The 16,211-nt window shown below is 48.0% G+C and carries 16 protein-coding genes; 13 read left to right on the forward strand and 3 right to left on the reverse strand.

Translation table 11 applies throughout. The features are described from left to right. Positions 1-75 precede the first annotated feature (75 nt). From CWM53_RS09140 to CWM53_RS09155, 3 genes are all read left to right on the forward strand, one after another. Positions 76-1,308, forward strand: a complete 1,233-nt coding sequence (locus CWM53_RS09140) for an AAA family ATPase (RefSeq protein ID WP_032440519.1) — start codon at positions 76-78, stop codon at positions 1,306-1,308. 180 nt (positions 1,309-1,488) lie between these two features. After that, positions 1,489-5,007 carry a DNA polymerase III subunit alpha gene (gene dnaE / locus CWM53_RS09150; RefSeq protein ID WP_100730434.1) on the forward strand — a complete coding sequence of 1,173 codons (3,519 nt, stop codon included), beginning with the start codon at positions 1,489-1,491 and terminating at the stop codon, positions 5,005-5,007. A gap of 14 nt (positions 5,008-5,021) precedes the next feature. Then, entirely contained in the window at positions 5,022-5,447 is a 426-nt protein-coding gene (locus CWM53_RS09155) for a hypothetical protein (protein ID WP_165785051.1), read from the forward strand. Positions 5,448-5,576: 129 nt separating this feature from the next. On the opposite strand, the gene CWM53_RS09160 is transcribed toward CWM53_RS09155, so the two are convergent. Next, complete coding sequence (locus CWM53_RS09160) at positions 5,577-6,521, reverse strand: hypothetical protein (RefSeq protein ID WP_100730432.1); 945 nt, start codon at positions 6,519-6,521, stop codon at positions 5,577-5,579. Positions 6,522-6,529: 8 nt separating this feature from the next. Beyond that, positions 6,530-7,231 (reverse strand): hypothetical protein, encoded by a 702-nt coding sequence (locus tag CWM53_RS30455; protein WP_133123803.1) that lies wholly within the window; start codon positions 7,229-7,231, stop codon positions 6,530-6,532. A 210-nt stretch (positions 7,232-7,441) separates the two neighbouring features. Between CWM53_RS30455 and CWM53_RS09170 the strand changes: the two genes are divergently transcribed. From CWM53_RS09170 to CWM53_RS09205, 8 genes are all read left to right on the forward strand, one after another. Then, positions 7,442-7,873, forward strand: a complete 432-nt coding sequence (locus tag CWM53_RS09170) for a hypothetical protein (RefSeq protein WP_100730430.1) — start codon at positions 7,442-7,444, stop codon at positions 7,871-7,873. A gap of 119 nt (positions 7,874-7,992) precedes the next feature. Next, a complete protein-coding gene (locus tag CWM53_RS09175) occupies positions 7,993-9,000 on the forward strand; it encodes a regulator (protein WP_100730429.1) in 1,008 nt (335 codons plus the stop codon). A gap of 60 nt (positions 9,001-9,060) precedes the next feature. Beyond that, positions 9,061-10,005 carry a 5'-3' exonuclease H3TH domain-containing protein gene (locus CWM53_RS09180; RefSeq protein WP_032734154.1) on the forward strand — a complete coding sequence of 315 codons (945 nt, stop codon included), beginning with the start codon at positions 9,061-9,063 and terminating at the stop codon, positions 10,003-10,005. Continuing rightward, complete coding sequence (locus CWM53_RS09185) at positions 10,005-10,271, forward strand: hypothetical protein (RefSeq protein WP_100730428.1); 267 nt, start codon at positions 10,005-10,007, stop codon at positions 10,269-10,271. Before CWM53_RS09180 ends, CWM53_RS09185 begins: the two co-directional genes overlap by 1 nt. Positions 10,272-10,273: 2 nt before the next feature. Then, a complete protein-coding gene (locus CWM53_RS09190) occupies positions 10,274-11,350 on the forward strand; it encodes a recombinase RecA (protein ID WP_100730427.1) in 1,077 nt (358 codons plus the stop codon). A 184-nt stretch (positions 11,351-11,534) separates the two neighbouring features. Further along, positions 11,535-11,711: a hypothetical protein gene (locus CWM53_RS30930; RefSeq protein WP_039817762.1), complete on the forward strand. Its 177-nt coding sequence runs from the start codon at positions 11,535-11,537 to the stop codon at positions 11,709-11,711. Between the two features lie 362 nt (positions 11,712-12,073). Further along, entirely contained in the window at positions 12,074-12,409 is a 336-nt protein-coding gene (locus CWM53_RS09200) for a hypothetical protein (protein ID WP_100730425.1), read from the forward strand. Continuing rightward, the gene (locus CWM53_RS09205; protein ID WP_014342074.1) at positions 12,409-12,621 is read left to right on the forward strand and encodes a hypothetical protein; all 213 of its coding nucleotides are present in this window, start codon (positions 12,409-12,411) and stop codon (positions 12,619-12,621) included. Before CWM53_RS09200 ends, CWM53_RS09205 begins: the two co-directional genes overlap by 1 nt. Before the next feature lie 451 nt (positions 12,622-13,072). Here CWM53_RS09205 and CWM53_RS09210 read toward each other — a convergent pair whose 3' ends face one another. Next, a complete protein-coding gene (locus CWM53_RS09210) occupies positions 13,073-14,290 on the reverse strand; it encodes a RepB family plasmid replication initiator protein (protein ID WP_162557652.1) in 1,218 nt (405 codons plus the stop codon). Between the two features lie 200 nt (positions 14,291-14,490). Between CWM53_RS09210 and CWM53_RS09220 the strand changes: the two genes are divergently transcribed. Together CWM53_RS09220 and CWM53_RS09225 are read left to right on the forward strand one after the other, a co-directional pair. Next, the gene (locus tag CWM53_RS09220) at positions 14,491-15,135 is read left to right on the forward strand and encodes a hypothetical protein (protein ID WP_100730424.1); all 645 of its coding nucleotides are present in this window, start codon (positions 14,491-14,493) and stop codon (positions 15,133-15,135) included. 299 nt (positions 15,136-15,434) lie between these two features. Continuing rightward, positions 15,435-16,160: a hypothetical protein gene (locus CWM53_RS09225; protein WP_100730423.1), complete on the forward strand. Its 726-nt coding sequence runs from the start codon at positions 15,435-15,437 to the stop codon at positions 16,158-16,160. The last annotated feature ends 51 nt before the right edge of the window (positions 16,161-16,211 follow it).

The raw sequence follows: 16,211 nt of genomic DNA on the forward strand, positions 1-16,211 counted from the left end.
GTAACTAGTTACTATAAAGCCTGATACATTCGTATAGAATAGAGCCCAGAAACGACAACAAGTAAGGAAAAACACATGACCGCGACTGCGCTACCACAAGACGCCCACTCTGATGCCGTCACCTGCAAATGGTGCGGAAAATCCTTCCATCACCTCAAATCCCACATTTCGATGGGACGTTGTGAAGGCATTCCGGAAGAAGCCAAAGGGCTTGGTGTGGATGACGTAGTGAAAATGTACACCACAGCATTCCCCGGGGAACCAACGCTGTCTCCAAAGGCCATTGAAGCGTTAAAGACGAAACGCTCCGAGAAGGCTAGTGCAGACGGCAAAATCGCGGATATCAGCGCCCACCCTGGCTATGCAGGGACAGTCGAATACAAAACTGAGCTTGTCGCCGCGCACGAGCTGCTTGGCCTGACTATTAAGGAGCTTGGCACACCCCGAGGGAAACCACTTCAGGTGACGGTCAATATCAACACGCCATATCCGGAGTTCGTGCCAGAAGTGAAAGCCGGCTATGTATACGGCGACTTCGATCTGATTAAAGACATCTTCATGATGCTGGAGATCGGCATTCCAGGTTATCTATGGGGTCATGCCGGTACGGGGAAAACCTCTTTGCCGACCCAGCTTTGCGCGCTCCTGAACCGCCCGGTTATCCGCTCACAGCATACTGCATCAACTGAGGAAGCCCATATTACGGGCCAGATTCTGGCGCGAGAAGGCACAACCTACTTTGAACCTGGGCTTCTGTCGCTGGCGATGAAGAACGGTTGGGTCTATCTGGCAGACGAATACGATTTTGCATTCCCGCAGATTCTGGGGATCTACCAGCCAGTTCTGGAAGGCGAACCACTCGTAATCAAAGAAGCGACACCAGACTGGCGGCGCGTGGCTCCGCATAAGCGCTTCGCCTTCATCGGTACAGGCAACACTAATGGTTCAGGGGATGAAACGGGGCTTTATCAAGGAACGAACATCCAGAACGCTGCGAACTTCTCTCGCTTTGGCATCGTATCTCACGTCAAGTACATGAAGCCTGGTGCTGAGGTGAACATGCTGGTCGAAGCGGGAATCATCCGTGAATACGCCGAAAAAATGGTTAAGTTCGCCAATCTGGTACGAGACGGGTATGAGCAACACCTGATCAGCCAACCAATCGGCCCGCGTGAACTGCTTCTGTCCGCAAAAATCGGAATGATGCGAGGTGATTTCGCAGCCGGCATCGAGAAGTCATTCATCAATAAACTCCCCTCCACCTCTGCGCAAGCGGCGCGTGAAGTGGTTCAGAAAATCTTCGGTTAATCGTGCGTAAAGGTTGCTTTGGATCTCTTATCGCAGCTTCTGAAACTGGCGCGGCCTGTTTGTCATGCGCTCACAGGCCTGACTGCCACCAGGCAGCCAAAGGAGTTGCGATTTCGATATACGGGAAGTTCGTCGGCTTCCCCAACGACAAAATTAAGAAAAAACAGAAGGTAAAAACACATGAAAGCACTGATGGTCAGGACTGATTTTTCCCTGGGAGAATCAGCACTGAAAGCAGAGCACGCAGTAAAGGTAGCAAAGGAGGCTGGCTATACCGCGGTTATCTCTGCTGACACGATGAATATCGCCAGCGTTATCCCCCTGCAGCGAGCAGCTGGCGATGAGATGGCGGTGATCTGTGGTGTTAAGCTGAATGTTGTCGACGATCCAACATACGAGTACCGGGCTAAACTGGCTAAAGAGTCTAATAGATGTATGGAATCATTGGAACGTGGACGTAACTACTGCTTCACCGCACTGATTAAAAACGAGCAAGGTTATCGCGACATTTGCGAACTAATGACTTTAGCCAATACCCGCGAGCAGTTTTACTTCGTACCACGCCTGGCGCTCGAGCAGCTGGCGGCCACTTACGCCAAAGGCAATATACTGTTGCTGACTTCGGATATCGGCAGCGTATTCCAGCGCCCGGACTTCGCTAAAATTATTAGCGCGCTGATTACTGCCGGCGGACGCGAGAATTTCTACAGCGTAGTTTATCCGCACCCTACGCCATTCTATGACCAGATCAACGTGCGAGCTATGAAAGTGGCAAGCGCACTGAAAATCGAGCCCGTAGCGTTTTACCCAGCTTATTACGAAGGGGTTGATGACGCTGATATCAAAGACATCGCCCACATGGTAATGAACAATATCAAAGTCGATCAGCCACACCGGCTGCGTATCCCCCACCAGCGCGACAATGCAATAAATGGTCGTCGTCATCTGCTGCAGGCTCTGAAAGAGTTTTCTATCCGTATGGGCGTATCTGTGTCTGCCGCCATGGCTTCTACAACGCAGGACTCCATTGTTAAGGCGTGCGAATGGCGCTGGCACGAGATGGCGCCGGCGCTGCCAAAAATGGCAGACGATGAGCCTGCAACGTTGATGAAACTGGCTGTCGCAGGGCTTCGAAAACGTCTCAGCAACAAAGAATTTGGCTACACGCCACCAGCTTCCGAGCACCGCGTTTACGTCGATCGCCTCAAGTATGAAATGGAGACGCTCACTCGCCTGGGATTCTGCGGTTATTTCCTGATGGTTCGCGATCTGATGAATCATAGTCGCGAGACTGGTATTCCGGTCGGGCCAGGTCGTGGTTCATCCGCCGGCTCTCTGGTGGCATGGTGCATCGGCATTACCAACGTTGACCCTATCCGTCATGGCCTGCTGTTCGAACGTTTCATTAACCCTGAACGTCTCGACTTGCCGGATGCTGATCTGGACTTTAGCCAGTCGCGGCGCCATGAGGTGATCGAGTATCTGAATGCCCGATATGGCGAAGAGTATGTTGCAGGCATTCCGAACTTCACTTATCTGGGCGCCGCTTCCGCGCTTCGCGACACAGCACGTATTTATGGCGTTGATGCGGCTGATATGGCGGTTTCCAAGGAGCTCAAGACCCTGGAGGATGACAGTCTGTCTCTGTCGGAGCTGCGTGAGCAACTGGCCAGCCTAGACAAATACGCCACCAAACATCCGGACGCATTTAAGGCGGCGAGCAAGTTGCAAAACCTGATGCGTGGCTTCGGCCGTCATGCTGCAGGGATGATTGTCGCTGGCGTACCTCTGACGGAACGCACCCCTGTAGAGCGACGTGGAGACGCGCGTTGCATCGCATTTGATAAACGATACTGCGAGGCCATGGGGCTGATCAAACTGGACGTTCTGGGTCTGGCCACTCTCGATCTGCTGGATTGCGCAAAACAATACATCAAAGAGAGCACCGGTAAGGACATCAACCTCGATGCCATCCCACTGGATGATCGCAAAGTACTCGATGGATTCGCCGCGGGGTATACGCAAGGTGTGTTCCAGCTTGAGTCCGGCCCCATGAGGAAGCTACTCAAAGATCTGGGTGGTGGTATCGAGCCAATGAGCTTCAAAACCGTTGTGGCCACAACTGCGCTTTTCAGACCAGGTCCAATTCAGTCAGGCATGTTGGACGACTATGTTGCTGTGGCCAAGGGCTTCATGCCACCGCAATCACTTCACCCGGTACTTGACGAGCTGACTGCTGAAACAAACGGCGTCATTCTCTATCAGGAGCAGACGATGAACGCTACGCGACTGCTGGCTGGCTTTACCATGGCCGAAGCTGATGGCGTGCGTAAGGCGATCGGCAAGAAGGATATGGAAAAGATGAAGAGCATGGGCGAGAAATTCATCGTTCAGGCTCAGGCTGGGTGGATCGACGTCGTTATGGAGGATGGCACGGCGCAGCGCATACACCGTGCTGAGCATTTTAAATGTGAAGATGGCAAGTTAAGGACAGTAGAAGAGGCGCTGGATGCCGGCGTTAAGCTGCCGATGGCAGTTGTTAGCGTGACAGGGTCACATCCTGGGTTGTCTGAAACAAAAGCCAGTGAAATCTGGCAAGCCTTCGAGAAGAACGGTGCGTACCAGTTCAACAAATCTCACTCAGTAGCGTATTCGTTGATCAGCTATCAATCCATGTGGCTGAAAACGCATTTCCCTGCAGAGTTCTTCGCCGCAGCGCTCACCATTCTTGGCGAGGACAAGCACCAGGGACTGGTAAAGGATGCCTTAACCTATGGCATCCGCGTACTGCCACCCGACATTAATATGTCCTCGAATCGCATCGAGATCCGCACGCTCGAAGATGGCAGCCAGGTACTTTACGCCCCGTTCTCTGCGGTTAAAGGATGTTCTGAAAATGGGTGCCAGGCCATTATGCGAGCGCGTGAGAAAGTTGGTGGCAAGTTCGAGTCGCTGGCGCAATTTGAGGAAGCGGTCGAGAAGCGAGCCTGTAACAGCCGAGTACGTGAGTCTCTGCAAAAGGTTGGGGCATTCGCCTCTATTGAACCTGGCAGTATGCCGGCGACCGATCCGGAACGTCTGCGCGATCAGGCAGAGCTGATGGGTAATCTAGTGATCGATGCGGTGAAAGCTTCACGCCCATTTGAAATGAACCCAAAACGCTCTGCTGAGGTCAATGTGCTGATGACTCGCATGGCCGCAGAAATGGGCCTGGGCGATGAGTTGATACGACCAAGCATCGGCATTAAGCCAAAAATTATGGTCATACTCGACAACGCCAATGGCAATGATGCACGTACCGGCTACTTCATGGAGAACGGCTACGATGACTTCAAAGCCAAGTTGCTGGTTTCTGGTGACCTGCGTATGGGGGATTTGTATGTCACTGGCGTGTGTAAAAAGGTAAAGGATAAGGAAAAAGACTACACCAAAGATGAGATCGGCCAGTTTATCGACTTTATGCGGGAAGAGATAAATCTGGTTCGTCCAACCTACGTGCTGACGTGCGGCAGCCGGGCGACATCGCTGTTCAATAACAAGAGCAAGCCATCCGATCTTGTTGGGCGCAAAGAATATCTGCCAGACCTGGACGTGACCGTGTTCTATGGATTTAACCCGAATATTTTGTACTTCCGTCCAGAGGAAGGAGAAAAGCTGGAAGCCATTCTGGCAGAGGTAGCGGAGACTATTAACAAATGACTACAGGAAAACACATGAGCGCAGCGGATAAAATTGCACAAGAGCTCACAGCAATACCACAGGAGTTTCAGTATAAGGCGATTGAAGCCACTCTGCGATCCCAGTTCTGGGAAATCATTGACTGCCCTGTCACGCTCGATCTGGCATTGGCGTTTGCAAAGCAGGATGGCGCCGACCCTATTTGTCGATTACGGAAATGCGCGCGTGCGCTGGCATTAAAAACGCAAGATCCAAAGGCGTGCCAATATCTGCTGGAGATTTATGAATCTGACAAACCAGAAGAAGAGCTGGCTTCATTTAAAACGTTCCGCGCTCGTCTTGTCCTGAAGGTGGCCAAGGAGTTCATGGAGGTGAGCAAGATAGGCGACGTCAGAAGATACCGGCTTAAGAGGCAGACTCGCGTGACCATATCGAATATTTTTGGTAAAAGAGTCGCATGAAATTATGGTTGACCACAAAAAACTGGTCAACCATAATTATTTAAAAGAACTATACTTCATATATAAAGAATAAACTAATTCCTAAGCAACAACCACCCATTCATCACACGATAACATACATGATTCATTCTAATTATCACAAGTAATTATCCCTAGTTCTGAATTATACTCTGCACCTAACTGTTTATCTGCTTTCTTCACCAGAGCCTTTGCCTCATCTATTGCCTCAGACATCTCTCGACTTACCTGGCCACCAGAACTAATAATTGCGCCTCTAACTTCATCCAAAGTATAGGACATTCGTTCAAGAGCCGTTGGATGGTCAAGATTGCCATTGCGACTGGTTTCTATAACTCCAGTATTTAACATGACCATCCAAGTTGTAGTATCAAGCGCCGACCTTTCCCAGCCAAATTTAACTAACTTTCTGGCGGCTAGAATATCAGCATCTTTTTCCATTTTTCTCGTTTTACAGTTCGCATCTTGCCTGTCCAAATCGCTCATGTTTTTTGTATCAATTGCTTCATGCCTATAAAATAAATGCGACAATTCATGAAGGTATATAAATGCAATGGCATTGGCAGCAGATTGATCTCGCTTAGCTTTTAACCACCCATCAAAGGGGTAATATTTGTTAATGCCACTACATGAATATCCATATTTCTCAGGAGGTATGAGATGGCTTAAAGGACTATAGTTTTGCATTTGCATCATCATATCCGAATAAGACGACCTAAGGTATTCACTATATTCATTATAACAGCCTTCCCATTTATTATCAGCCATATACAAGGCCGTTAATTCTGTCGTATAAAATACTACATCAATTAATGAAGAGGTAAAAATCATGACCGGAACCCCATTAACCCATCCCGATCTTGCTCCAGGCATAGGGTTTGAAGAGTCAATGCTAAAATTCAAATTATTTACTATATATTCGAATTGATCGTTAACTTCATTAACTCTCTGGTCAACAGTTTTTAATACGTTGTATGTAAAATCCACAGGCTGAACTCCACAAAACGCAGAGTCTGTTATGAAAAAAAAACTTAGCAATAATTTTCTTGCGTTCATTCAACACCTCATTGCTCATATAGTGATTTTATGCTCTCATATAATATTTTATCTTCTTTTGGAAGATTTTTTAATTTTTCTGGATTATCTCTGATTTCCGAAGAAATATTCAAATACTTGTCAAAACTACCCTGTCCAAACAGCTTATTAATTAAATAGATTTGAAAGGAATACAACTTAGAATACGAAAGATTTATCTTATTAGTTTGTTCTGGAGTTAAACTTTCGGCAGATCTATTTCTGTATTTATTGATAACAGCCAAAGCATTTAATAGATCTAATTCAATTTTTGAATCAAGATTAGGAACTTTATCAGCAGCAATTCCTGAAAATACAGTGTCAGAAGTGGATTTTGTTGATGAATTATTCGCTAACTGTCCATTACCTATAGATGATATGCCTTTTTGCGTGGATGGTGATAATTGTGTGGTCGCTGATGAGCCGTCGTGCTGTCTCCTTTCATAGCTTAAAGGGTGGGAGATTGAAAAGATAAGAGCAGAAGCTCCGAAGAGAGCAAAAAATACACCCGGCGCTATATTTTGCATGCGTACTGACCATGAACCAATACCCCCATCAAAAGTTCCATTATTAGGTAAAGCCTTGCTAAATAGTTTATACCCAAGCCAAATTGATATGACCCCTCCGATAGTGATTAGTAGTCGATCTGTACCTCTGAATATAATAACGACCAACTCATTATCGATGACCATTGTTTGTTCCCCACGCAGGACCGAGCCGCGCAGCTGCGCGGCTCAACGAATGAAGACAGAGATAAGGTGAGTATAGTATTGCGAATTTTTTTTACCGCTGCGGTGAAAAAATTCTTCCTCTTGCATCAGAACCTTGCCCTGCCATTGTGGTTTTTACACCTCACGATCCATGTTATTATTGATATAGTTATATAAGTGGATACCTATCAAATGAGCACCGAAATTTACGAAAAAATCATGACCGATTTGGAGTTCGATCGCGACAATCTGGAAGAGGTCTGGCGGCAGCAACCGAGGCTGTTGATGGAGTACGGCGCAAGACTAGCGCACGCAGAACGAGAGGTTGCAGACGCTAAACTCTCCCTTGATGCCATAGAGGCAAAAATTTACGACATTGAACGTAAGAATTTGAGTATGAACGGAATAAAGTTCAATGAATCAGTGCTGGAAGCTAAGGTTCGTACAAGCCCACAATACCTTGCGAAGCGCCAAAAACTGGATGACGCACGTCTGAACGCTGACATCTATAAGCACGCTGTCACCGCCTTCTCTCACCGTAGAGACATGATCGTGCAAGCCTCGAAGATGGCCATCGTAGAGATTGAACGACTGGGCGCCGAACGTTTCACAATCACCCGATAATTTTTGATAGATAGTAAGTAAGTACTGATCTATTATTGTGTACGCTTTTAAGAGCCACGAACAAGCGAATGCCCCAAGCGCAAAGCGCCCATGGCCATAATCACAACAAGGAGAAATACATGTCTAAGTCATTACTTGATCTGCTTAACAAGACCCGCGGCGATATTGCTTCCAAACGAGGTAATAACGTCGACCTAACCCGTCTGAAAGACGGTAATAACTATCTGCGCATCTTCCCCAACAAGGACGATCAGAACGGTGTGTTCTTCCAGACTTTCGGCATGCACTACGTTAAGCATCAGAATGAGGAGGGCAAAGAAGTTACCACTGCCTATATCTGCGAACAGCACACCCACAATCGTGCGTGTCAGCTGTGTGAGATGGTGATGGAAGGTCGGGCTCGCTACAAAGGCAACAAGGCAATGGAAGAGCGTATCGGCCAAATGCGCGCTACTCCACGCTACCTGGTCAATGGCGTACTTTCAGCTCGTGAAGACTTTGGCGACGCAGAAAAATGCCAGCTGATTGAGCTCCCGTCCACTGTGTTCGACGATATCTGCAAAGTGATGTCTGAGGATATCGCAGATGATATCGGCAACCCGTTAAGCAAAGAAGAAGGCTATGCGTTCCTGATCAAGCGCACCGGCTCCGGTCGCGATACCAAGTACGACGTATCCCCAAAACGTAAAGTCTACAAGGGCGATATCCCTGAAAAACTGTGGTCGACCCAGCATGACCTGATCGCTTACGCCAATCAGGCTGATGAAACTCGTCTGCTGTCCACCGTTCGCACCATGGGGCGTCTCATTGGTATTGCTGCAACTGCCGCCGCCACCGCTGCTATTTCCTCACCAGCTGCTGCCAGCGCAGCTACGCTGCCTGGTTTTGGCACCATCACTGGCCATACGGAAGGTGCAGCTGCTGTAGCCACGACCTCTACCCCGGAACCAGCAAAAACATCTCTGGTAGACGAAGAGATCTTACGTGCCGCAGAGGCAGAGTTCGTACGAGAGCCGGAAGAAGTTAAAGCATCAGCTGCTGCCGCCACTACCACTGCGGCCGCGACCAACACCTCTAATGACGATGAAGGTCTTGACGATCTGCTGGCGGAATTAGAATCGCTTTAATCCCAGGCCATGACTGTTAAGGCGTCTACGGACGCCTTACTTTTTGGAAGGAGTTTTCCGGTGAATTATCTCTTAGTGGATGGTAACAGCCTGGGCTATTACCACCAGCAATCTGACAAATTACATAACGGCGAAATGGAAGTTCAGGCGGTGTTTGGCTTCGTCAAAAACGTTCGTCGCTATGCGTCCATTCTTCACGCACGCCCCATGATCCTGTGGGACGGCTTTAGCGACAAGCGTCGCGACTATTACCCGGATTACAAAGCAAATCGCGATGAAGATCCGGAAATGAAGAAGATGAAAGAAGGCTTTGCAGTCCAGAAGCCTTACATCCTGAAAATGATGGCAGCCCTTGGCGTCAACCAGCTGATCGCCAAAGACGCTGAGGCCGATGACCTGGCGGGGATGCTGGTTGGTCGTCTTGCGCCACAACCAACGGTCGATCATATCTACCTGCTCACCGGCGACGGCGACTGGCTGCAGCTGGTTCGAGAAAAAGTCAGCTGGGTGAGCCTTCGTGAAGACGCCAAACACAAGCAGGTGAACTTTGAGCAGTTCCCAGAGCTGATCGGCCTGCCTACTCCTCGTGCTTTCCTCGAAGCCAAAGCTCTGCAGGGGGATACCTCCGACAACATCAAAGGTGTAGGCGGAATTGGTGACGGTGGCGCCAAGGAGCTGCTGCACGAATGGGGAAGCGTCGCCGCTATGGTGCGCGGCATTAACGACGGCTCGATCGTCATCAATAAAGGCCGATACAAAACGGCATTCAACAAACTGGCCAAAAATGCCTTCAACGAGAAGACCGGCTGCCGGATGCTGGAAGCCTTCAAACGCAACATGACGCTGATGAACCTCATCGATACCAAGTTCCCACCCAGCGAAATCGAAAAGATAAAAGGCGCACGTGATTTGAAAGCCTTCGAACTGCTCTGCCATGAGCTGAACTTTCGGTCATTCCTGGAAGATCTGGACGTGTTCGTTTTGCCTTTTGAGAGGTACTGCTGATGTTGAAATCACTCATCAACGGCAATACGACCACGCCTACGATGCTGGCTAAGGAGATTGTCTTCTTCCATGGAGAACATGCCGTTGTTGCTCTGCCGCGCATTCTCGGCGCGGCCGGCATGAGCGTGACAGAACGAGAGTACGGGCTGATTAGCGAACAGGTCGTCAAGATCCTCTCCCGCATGGCCAAACACCTCAACCACGACGCAATAAAGTTTGATGAAGTCGCCGCTTCTAAACGCATCAACGAAACAAAAGGAGCCTAAGAATGGCAAAAGGAAAATCAGCACTGGCAATGGCATTAAAAAAGAAAATCGGCAGCAATGACGAGATCCAAAAGGTTTCACTCTGGATTGATTCCGGCTTCCCACCGCTGAATAAAGCCATCTCCGGGCGCTATGACGGCGGTTTCCCAAGCGGACGTATCGTTGAGATCTTTGGGCCGCCAAGTGCTGGTAAAACCTTCCTGGCGACGGCCGCCATGGTCTCCGCTCAGAAACAGGAGGGTCTGGCTGTATTCCTCGACCACGAAAACAGCTTTGATGTTGGTCTGGCGGTGGCAAACGGCCTGAATGCGGATGAGGATGACGGCCAGTGGGTCTATAAGCAGCCGGACACGTTCGAAGAATCGGTTGAGCTGATCGGCACCATCCTGAAATTGGTGCGAGACGAAGAGCTGATCCCCGCAGAAGCCCCTATTTGCATCGTAGCCGACTCCCTTGCGTCAATGGTGCCAAACTCCAAAGCCGAGAAGTTCGACAAAATGGCGGAAGGTACAGCGAAGGATAAAGATCAGCTAAACATGAACGACAATACGGCCCTGGCTCGTGCTACGAGCGCCAACTTTCCAACGCTGGCGCTCTGGGCGCGCAAGTACAATGCCTGCATTATTTTCCTTAACCAGGTTCGTACAAAAATCGGCGTGATGTTTGGCGATCCGACCACCTCTCCTGGTGGTGATTCTCCGAAGTTCTACGCCTCAGTACGTATTCGTCTTGGCGCTTCTGTCATGAAGGATGGCAAAGATAAGATCGGTCAGGACGTGGGCGCCGAGTGCATCAAAAACAAAGTGGCACCGCCATTCGGCAAATGCTCATGGAAATTCTACTTCGACCCAACCCGCGGTCTGGACGTTATCGAGTCACTGGTTGAGCATATGCTCGAAGAAGGATACCTGCCAAAGAATGCCAGCGGCCGCGTAGAGATTGGCGACAAGAAGTATACCAAATCGCAGATCGTCGACATGTATCGTGATAAGCCCCTTCCGGAGATCATTGCGGCACTACAAGCCATCGACGAACATCGAACTAAAGAGTCTGCTTCAGCCGAAACAGAAGAAGCGTAATCACAGGGCGTCCATTGGACGCCTTTATATTTTGTTTATTATCACAAATAAGAAAACAACTTGGTTACTGATATGGAATTAATCCCAATCCCAACGTCAAATGTGACAGTGCCACGTAGTTACCGGGTAGCCATCGTAGACGCCTGGTGGCTGGTGGCTGGTGGCTGGTGAAGGAAGAATCAAAGTGAAGAGGCTCTGGGATGCGGCCAATGCCGCGCTCGATGTTATCGACGCAGAAATCGCCCAAGGCTTACCTGAGCCTGAATGGGCTGCTCAGCTGCGCGAGGTTATTGGTCTAATAGATGAGCCATCACCTGAGCAGGACGATTGCTCCCCTTCTCTCGAACAGAATAATAAGTAAGTACATACACCACAAAGGAGAAACACATGAGAATATTAGTTTGGATATCTGCCAGTACTGACAGTGATGTTTAGCCACTGCTTATAATGAATGGCTCTGGACTCGCCATCCTTAGGAAACTCTAGGCCTTAGCGCTCTTCCGTAGCCATTTACAGCTCAAAATATATAAGTTAGTATTTACCTACTATGAAGATATACATAGATATCCTGTTACTCATCTTTTCAATACTGTTTATATTGGACTGCCTGATGATCGGGACACTCAAGAAAGCTCTGTCTCCTGTCAACGGAACCACTGTGAACATGCTCGCACTGGTGCTGGTCATCACCTCTACAGCACAGGTCTACACAGGGATAGTGGTATGAGAAAAATAACGCTACTGCTGGCCGCCCTCTCCTTCTCTCTGCTGGCGGATACCCGAATTTACCAATGCGATATGACCGTATCGCAGGTGAAAAATGATCAAATCAGCAGACCTACTAAAGCTGACTTCGGCGCGCTGGTCGTTGATAGCGGAGATCAGTTCTATGTCGTCCGCGACGATGAGGTTCTCTCATCTCCATATCTGGCTAAACGCAACGGTAAACTGGTTGGCGTTGGCGAGGACAAGCTTATCTACAACAAATCCCACGACGTCTACGGCGTTCATAGCAAAGACCAAAGTTTCTTTTTTGACGGATGTAAGGAGGTTGGTTAATGGCTCTCACAATGACTGGTCTTGAGATTGAGAAAACAAGCGGCTACTGGAGAGCGAAAGGTTTCCGAAAACCGGACATGCTGGAGCGTCTGGAACGCGAAGACGGTTACATCATCCACCAGCGTCGGGAATGGCGCATGTTTGATCCTGAAACGGGGAAACTCACATCAAAAGCACAAACGCTTTGGGGTTTGCTCAAGCAGATCCACTAACCGATGTTTCTGCAGCGCGTTTTAAGTGTGATGGAATAACATTTGTTAGTAACCACTAACCTAGCATTCATGCGGGTTAGCAGGTTAGTGACCACTGGGGAAGCCATATTGTTATCTACACGGGCCTGACGCAAAGCAACGAATGCGTCGCCCGTTTTCAGGATATCTAATTCAGTGCTGTACTACCGCTCACAGCATACGTTGCCAGTGAATAACCGCTGGCAGCATACCTTGTGCCGTTCACAGCATACGTTTTACCGCTGACAGCATATCTTTCACCGCTGACAGCATACATTCATAGGGCAGCAGTTGCCCTTAGACGTTAGCCATGTCGATTTATAAAGACCGCAGATAGTGGAAATGTACCGCTGACAGCATACGTTTTACCGCTGACAGCATACATTGAGACAAAAGAACCGCTGACAGCATATGTTGAACCGCTGACAGCGTATCAAAGCAACTTGAGGCTATTGGTGAGTATCTCGATCAGCTTGATATTCTCTGGCGTCAGGTTCTGCGACAGCTCAGAAATTTTGTTTTTGAGGTTCTGTTTGGCATCAATTTCACCCTTCGCTTCTTCTGCCTGCTTAGGCGCCTCTGGCTTCTCGGGTTTGCTCGATGTTACTTTCAGTTTTGGGTTACGACTGTGGATCTGGATGTAGACAGAACGGCCACGCTTAACCTCGCTATATTCGAGATAGCCCAGCTCTTGCAGTGATTTCAATCCGTTCCTGATAGTCTGGTTTTGCGAGCTGACGTTGCGCGTGCTCAGATTGAGCCTGGCGCGCAGCCGTGCAAGAGATACCGGTGCCGGCTTAGGAGGAAGACTTTCGATGAAAGTATACAGCGCCTGGGCCGTCTCCTTGCGCGGGAGCTTGTTAATGACCTTTAACTGCAGCAGAACTTTGTGGTCAAAGCGATAGAGCTCAGACAGCTTAGGTTCAGCATAAAAGACAATAGAGTCTTTCTTCTCGTTGTAATCAACGCTGTTTATGAGGTGAACCATCAACAGGGATATCTTGTTGGTGTCGTCGACGTTCTTCTCTTCATGAGTGCGCTGGAACGACAACGTCGTGCGCATGATCTTGAGCAGGCTATTTGTCAGGCGGTCTCGCAGGGTTTTGCGGATCTGCGAGGACGGGTAGCCGCAGAACTTGGCGAACTTCGTGATGCTCAGCTCAACGCGCCCGGTTGGCTCGCCGTATTCAGCCAGAGAGCGAACAACACCAACCCAGGTTTTGAAGTCATGATCCATATCCAGTCGCGGACCGGTGATTTTAATGTTTGAATAACCCTCTGACCGCGCGACTTCCAGCTGGACAAGCTCTCTGGATGCGTCGATCATGTTGGACTTGTTGCGAGAGCTATTCTTCGTTCCTTTGAGTGTCGGCACGAAGAGGCCAAGACGCATTAAAGCGATTGGCTGCACCGTGTTGTTGCTGTTAGGAACTAAATCACCTGTGTACAAAGTGAGAGCTTCTTCCTCAAGAATTTCGTTATCTTCAGGTATTTCTTTGATATCGCTCTCTTTTTTCTTTCTTGTGGACATGTGGATACCTTTTGGTTCTAACCGCTGACAGCATACGTCAATTACCGCTGATAGCATACACAAAACCGTTGGCAGCATATACCGTACCGCTGACAGCATATCGTTTACCGCTGACAGCATACACGGATCAGTCCTTAGCCCAGGCGTGGCGCGGCCTGCGGCGATCGGGGATCTCTTTGGATCTATATGGGGATCTGTATAGGGATCTTATTATTGGGATCTAACCAGTGGATAAGTGGATAAGTAAAACAGGCATTTGCGATTACAGGTGTGCCTAGTAAGCTATCGTGGTTCCGGTCAACAATCACTAAAACGAGAACATGGACTTAAAACGCACACGTTGGGTACGCCGTCTGGAAGACGGAACCTACACCATAGAATCAAACTCCACACTGAGCAACGAGAAGGTTCTCTGCAGCCTGTGTGGCATAGCCTCGAAATGCAACATCAACGAGACCCGACTCAAGTTGCGTGACGCCGGTGTCAACTTCCACCTGAACAGCTGTGCCAGATACGTACCACTACTGGCATTTCGAAAACCGATCATCGGTCTGGATACCCCCTACTTCAATACTATGCGTTCAGGCATTACCTGGCGTGACAGATTGACCGAGGGGAAAATTGTCTGCCTGGTTGAAGCTGATACTGCGAAGATCCTTCGATTCGGTGTCGTGGATAAGGTTTACTCTGGGCCAGTTGATGAGATGCTGAGTAAGCACAGTCGATTCAATCACCTCTGTATGGGCGGAGAGAAGATCGAAAAAGTGGGTGAAGTGATCCGCCGATCCTATGGCCACTTCCTGAAAGAAGACAGCCTGCTCACAGCGATTTACATCAGACACATCAAACGGGACTTTGATATCGAGTATCACAGCGAAGAAGAACTCGATTTAGTCGACCCTCGGCCAAAAGCAGAAGTGTTTAGCATCGCAAATGCGCGTCAGAAGCTCTCTGACGAACCCTAAACGAAAAAAGGGGTCTTTACGCGAATACAAAATAGCGTAGCTTAGAATGCATCTGAGAAGCCAAGGGGGTGATATATGGACGATTTTTACTCAAGAGAGATTACTCTAGCTGATATGCCCTTTCTGATGCATGAATTCGAGAATGGCATCCGTTTTGGTCTCTTCTCAAATGATGTTTGGTGTCAACTGTTCACTGAGAATGATGATATAGTGCTTCTTAAAAAATTCGATTAATAGTTTGTAAAAATCCTGAAGGCTTAACAGATGAATATAATAAATGACTATGGAATAATATTGCTATGAAATTTGAGATTCCTACCACTGTCTTGCTTACAACTTATTTCACTGCCTGTGGGTTTGCATATATATGGGGGTTTTGGTATAGAACTGAAATTGATATTTCTATAATTTTGCAACTATTGACAGTTTCTGAGATAGTTAAAGCCGCTGCATTAGCATTCATAATTTTTTTAGGTGCAGCATTTGCAACAATCTTAGGTAGTGTAATGACATATACTGATTATAAGAAAAACACCTTTAAAGAGGTTTCTGATAACCCAAGTGCATATGCATTTACACCATTTTTCATTGTCTCACCCGTCTTGATTTTTATTTTAGGAATGTTTTATATGAATTGGGCATTTAAAGTTAATGACCAATTCTACATTGCCAGTAGCTCGGGATTCGCTGGGGCTGCAATATTATTTTCAGCGGTACTGTATAAAAAATATATTCTTAGTAATATCAATGCCTTAATCAGGTTTTTCGTGCTCGCACTGTTCTTTTTTACACCACCGACATTATTTCTTATAGGTGGAAAATCATACCTACAAAGTTCAAACCAATCCAATCCTCTCTACGTCATAAATAAAGAAAAATGTTCACCTAATAAGAATGAAAAATTCAAATTGTTAGCTATATATGGTTCGAAAGGCATTGCCATCTCTAACATTAATGGAAGTGTTTGTATTTTTAGTGACAGTGAACAGAGCTATTCTCAATTGAAAAATGCGCCAAAATCATGAATCGATACGAACTGACACCTATAAATACTAATATTCGCTTGGGGCCATAAC

The sequence above is a fragment of the Klebsiella sp. A-Nf5 genome (assembly GCF_002810545.1).
Lineage (GTDB): Bacteria > Pseudomonadota > Gammaproteobacteria > Enterobacterales > Enterobacteriaceae > Klebsiella > Klebsiella variicola.

Bases quoted from the DNA above. Each gene is read 5' to 3' on its own strand.
- CWM53_RS09185 (WP_100730428.1), top strand. From the start codon at position 10,005: ATGTTGAAATCACTCATCAACGGCAATACGACCACGCCTACGATGCTG.
- CWM53_RS09155 (WP_165785051.1), top strand. From the start codon at position 5,022: ATGAGCGCAGCGGATAAAATTGCACAAGAGCTCACAGCAATACCACAG.
- CWM53_RS09225 (WP_100730423.1), top strand. From the start codon at position 15,435: ATGAAATTTGAGATTCCTACCACTGTCTTGCTTACAACTTATTTCACT.
- CWM53_RS30455 (WP_133123803.1), bottom strand. From the start codon at position 7,231: ATGGTCATCGATAATGAGTTGGTCGTTATTATATTCAGAGGTACAGAT.
- CWM53_RS09190 (WP_100730427.1), top strand. From the start codon at position 10,274: ATGGCAAAAGGAAAATCAGCACTGGCAATGGCATTAAAAAAGAAAATC.
- CWM53_RS09170 (WP_100730430.1), top strand. From the start codon at position 7,442: ATGAGCACCGAAATTTACGAAAAAATCATGACCGATTTGGAGTTCGAT.
- CWM53_RS09220 (WP_100730424.1), top strand. From the start codon at position 14,491: ATGGACTTAAAACGCACACGTTGGGTACGCCGTCTGGAAGACGGAACC.
- CWM53_RS09205 (WP_014342074.1), top strand. From the start codon at position 12,409: ATGGCTCTCACAATGACTGGTCTTGAGATTGAGAAAACAAGCGGCTAC.
- CWM53_RS09140 (WP_032440519.1), top strand. From the start codon at position 76: ATGACCGCGACTGCGCTACCACAAGACGCCCACTCTGATGCCGTCACC.
- CWM53_RS09175 (WP_100730429.1), top strand. From the start codon at position 7,993: ATGTCTAAGTCATTACTTGATCTGCTTAACAAGACCCGCGGCGATATT.
- dnaE (WP_100730434.1), top strand. From the start codon at position 1,489: ATGAAAGCACTGATGGTCAGGACTGATTTTTCCCTGGGAGAATCAGCA.
- CWM53_RS09200 (WP_100730425.1), top strand. From the start codon at position 12,074: ATGAGAAAAATAACGCTACTGCTGGCCGCCCTCTCCTTCTCTCTGCTG.
- CWM53_RS09160 (WP_100730432.1), bottom strand. From the start codon at position 6,521: ATGAACGCAAGAAAATTATTGCTAAGTTTTTTTTTCATAACAGACTCT.
- CWM53_RS09210 (WP_162557652.1), bottom strand. From the start codon at position 14,290: ATGCTGTCAGCGGTAAACGATATGCTGTCAGCGGTACGGTATATGCTG.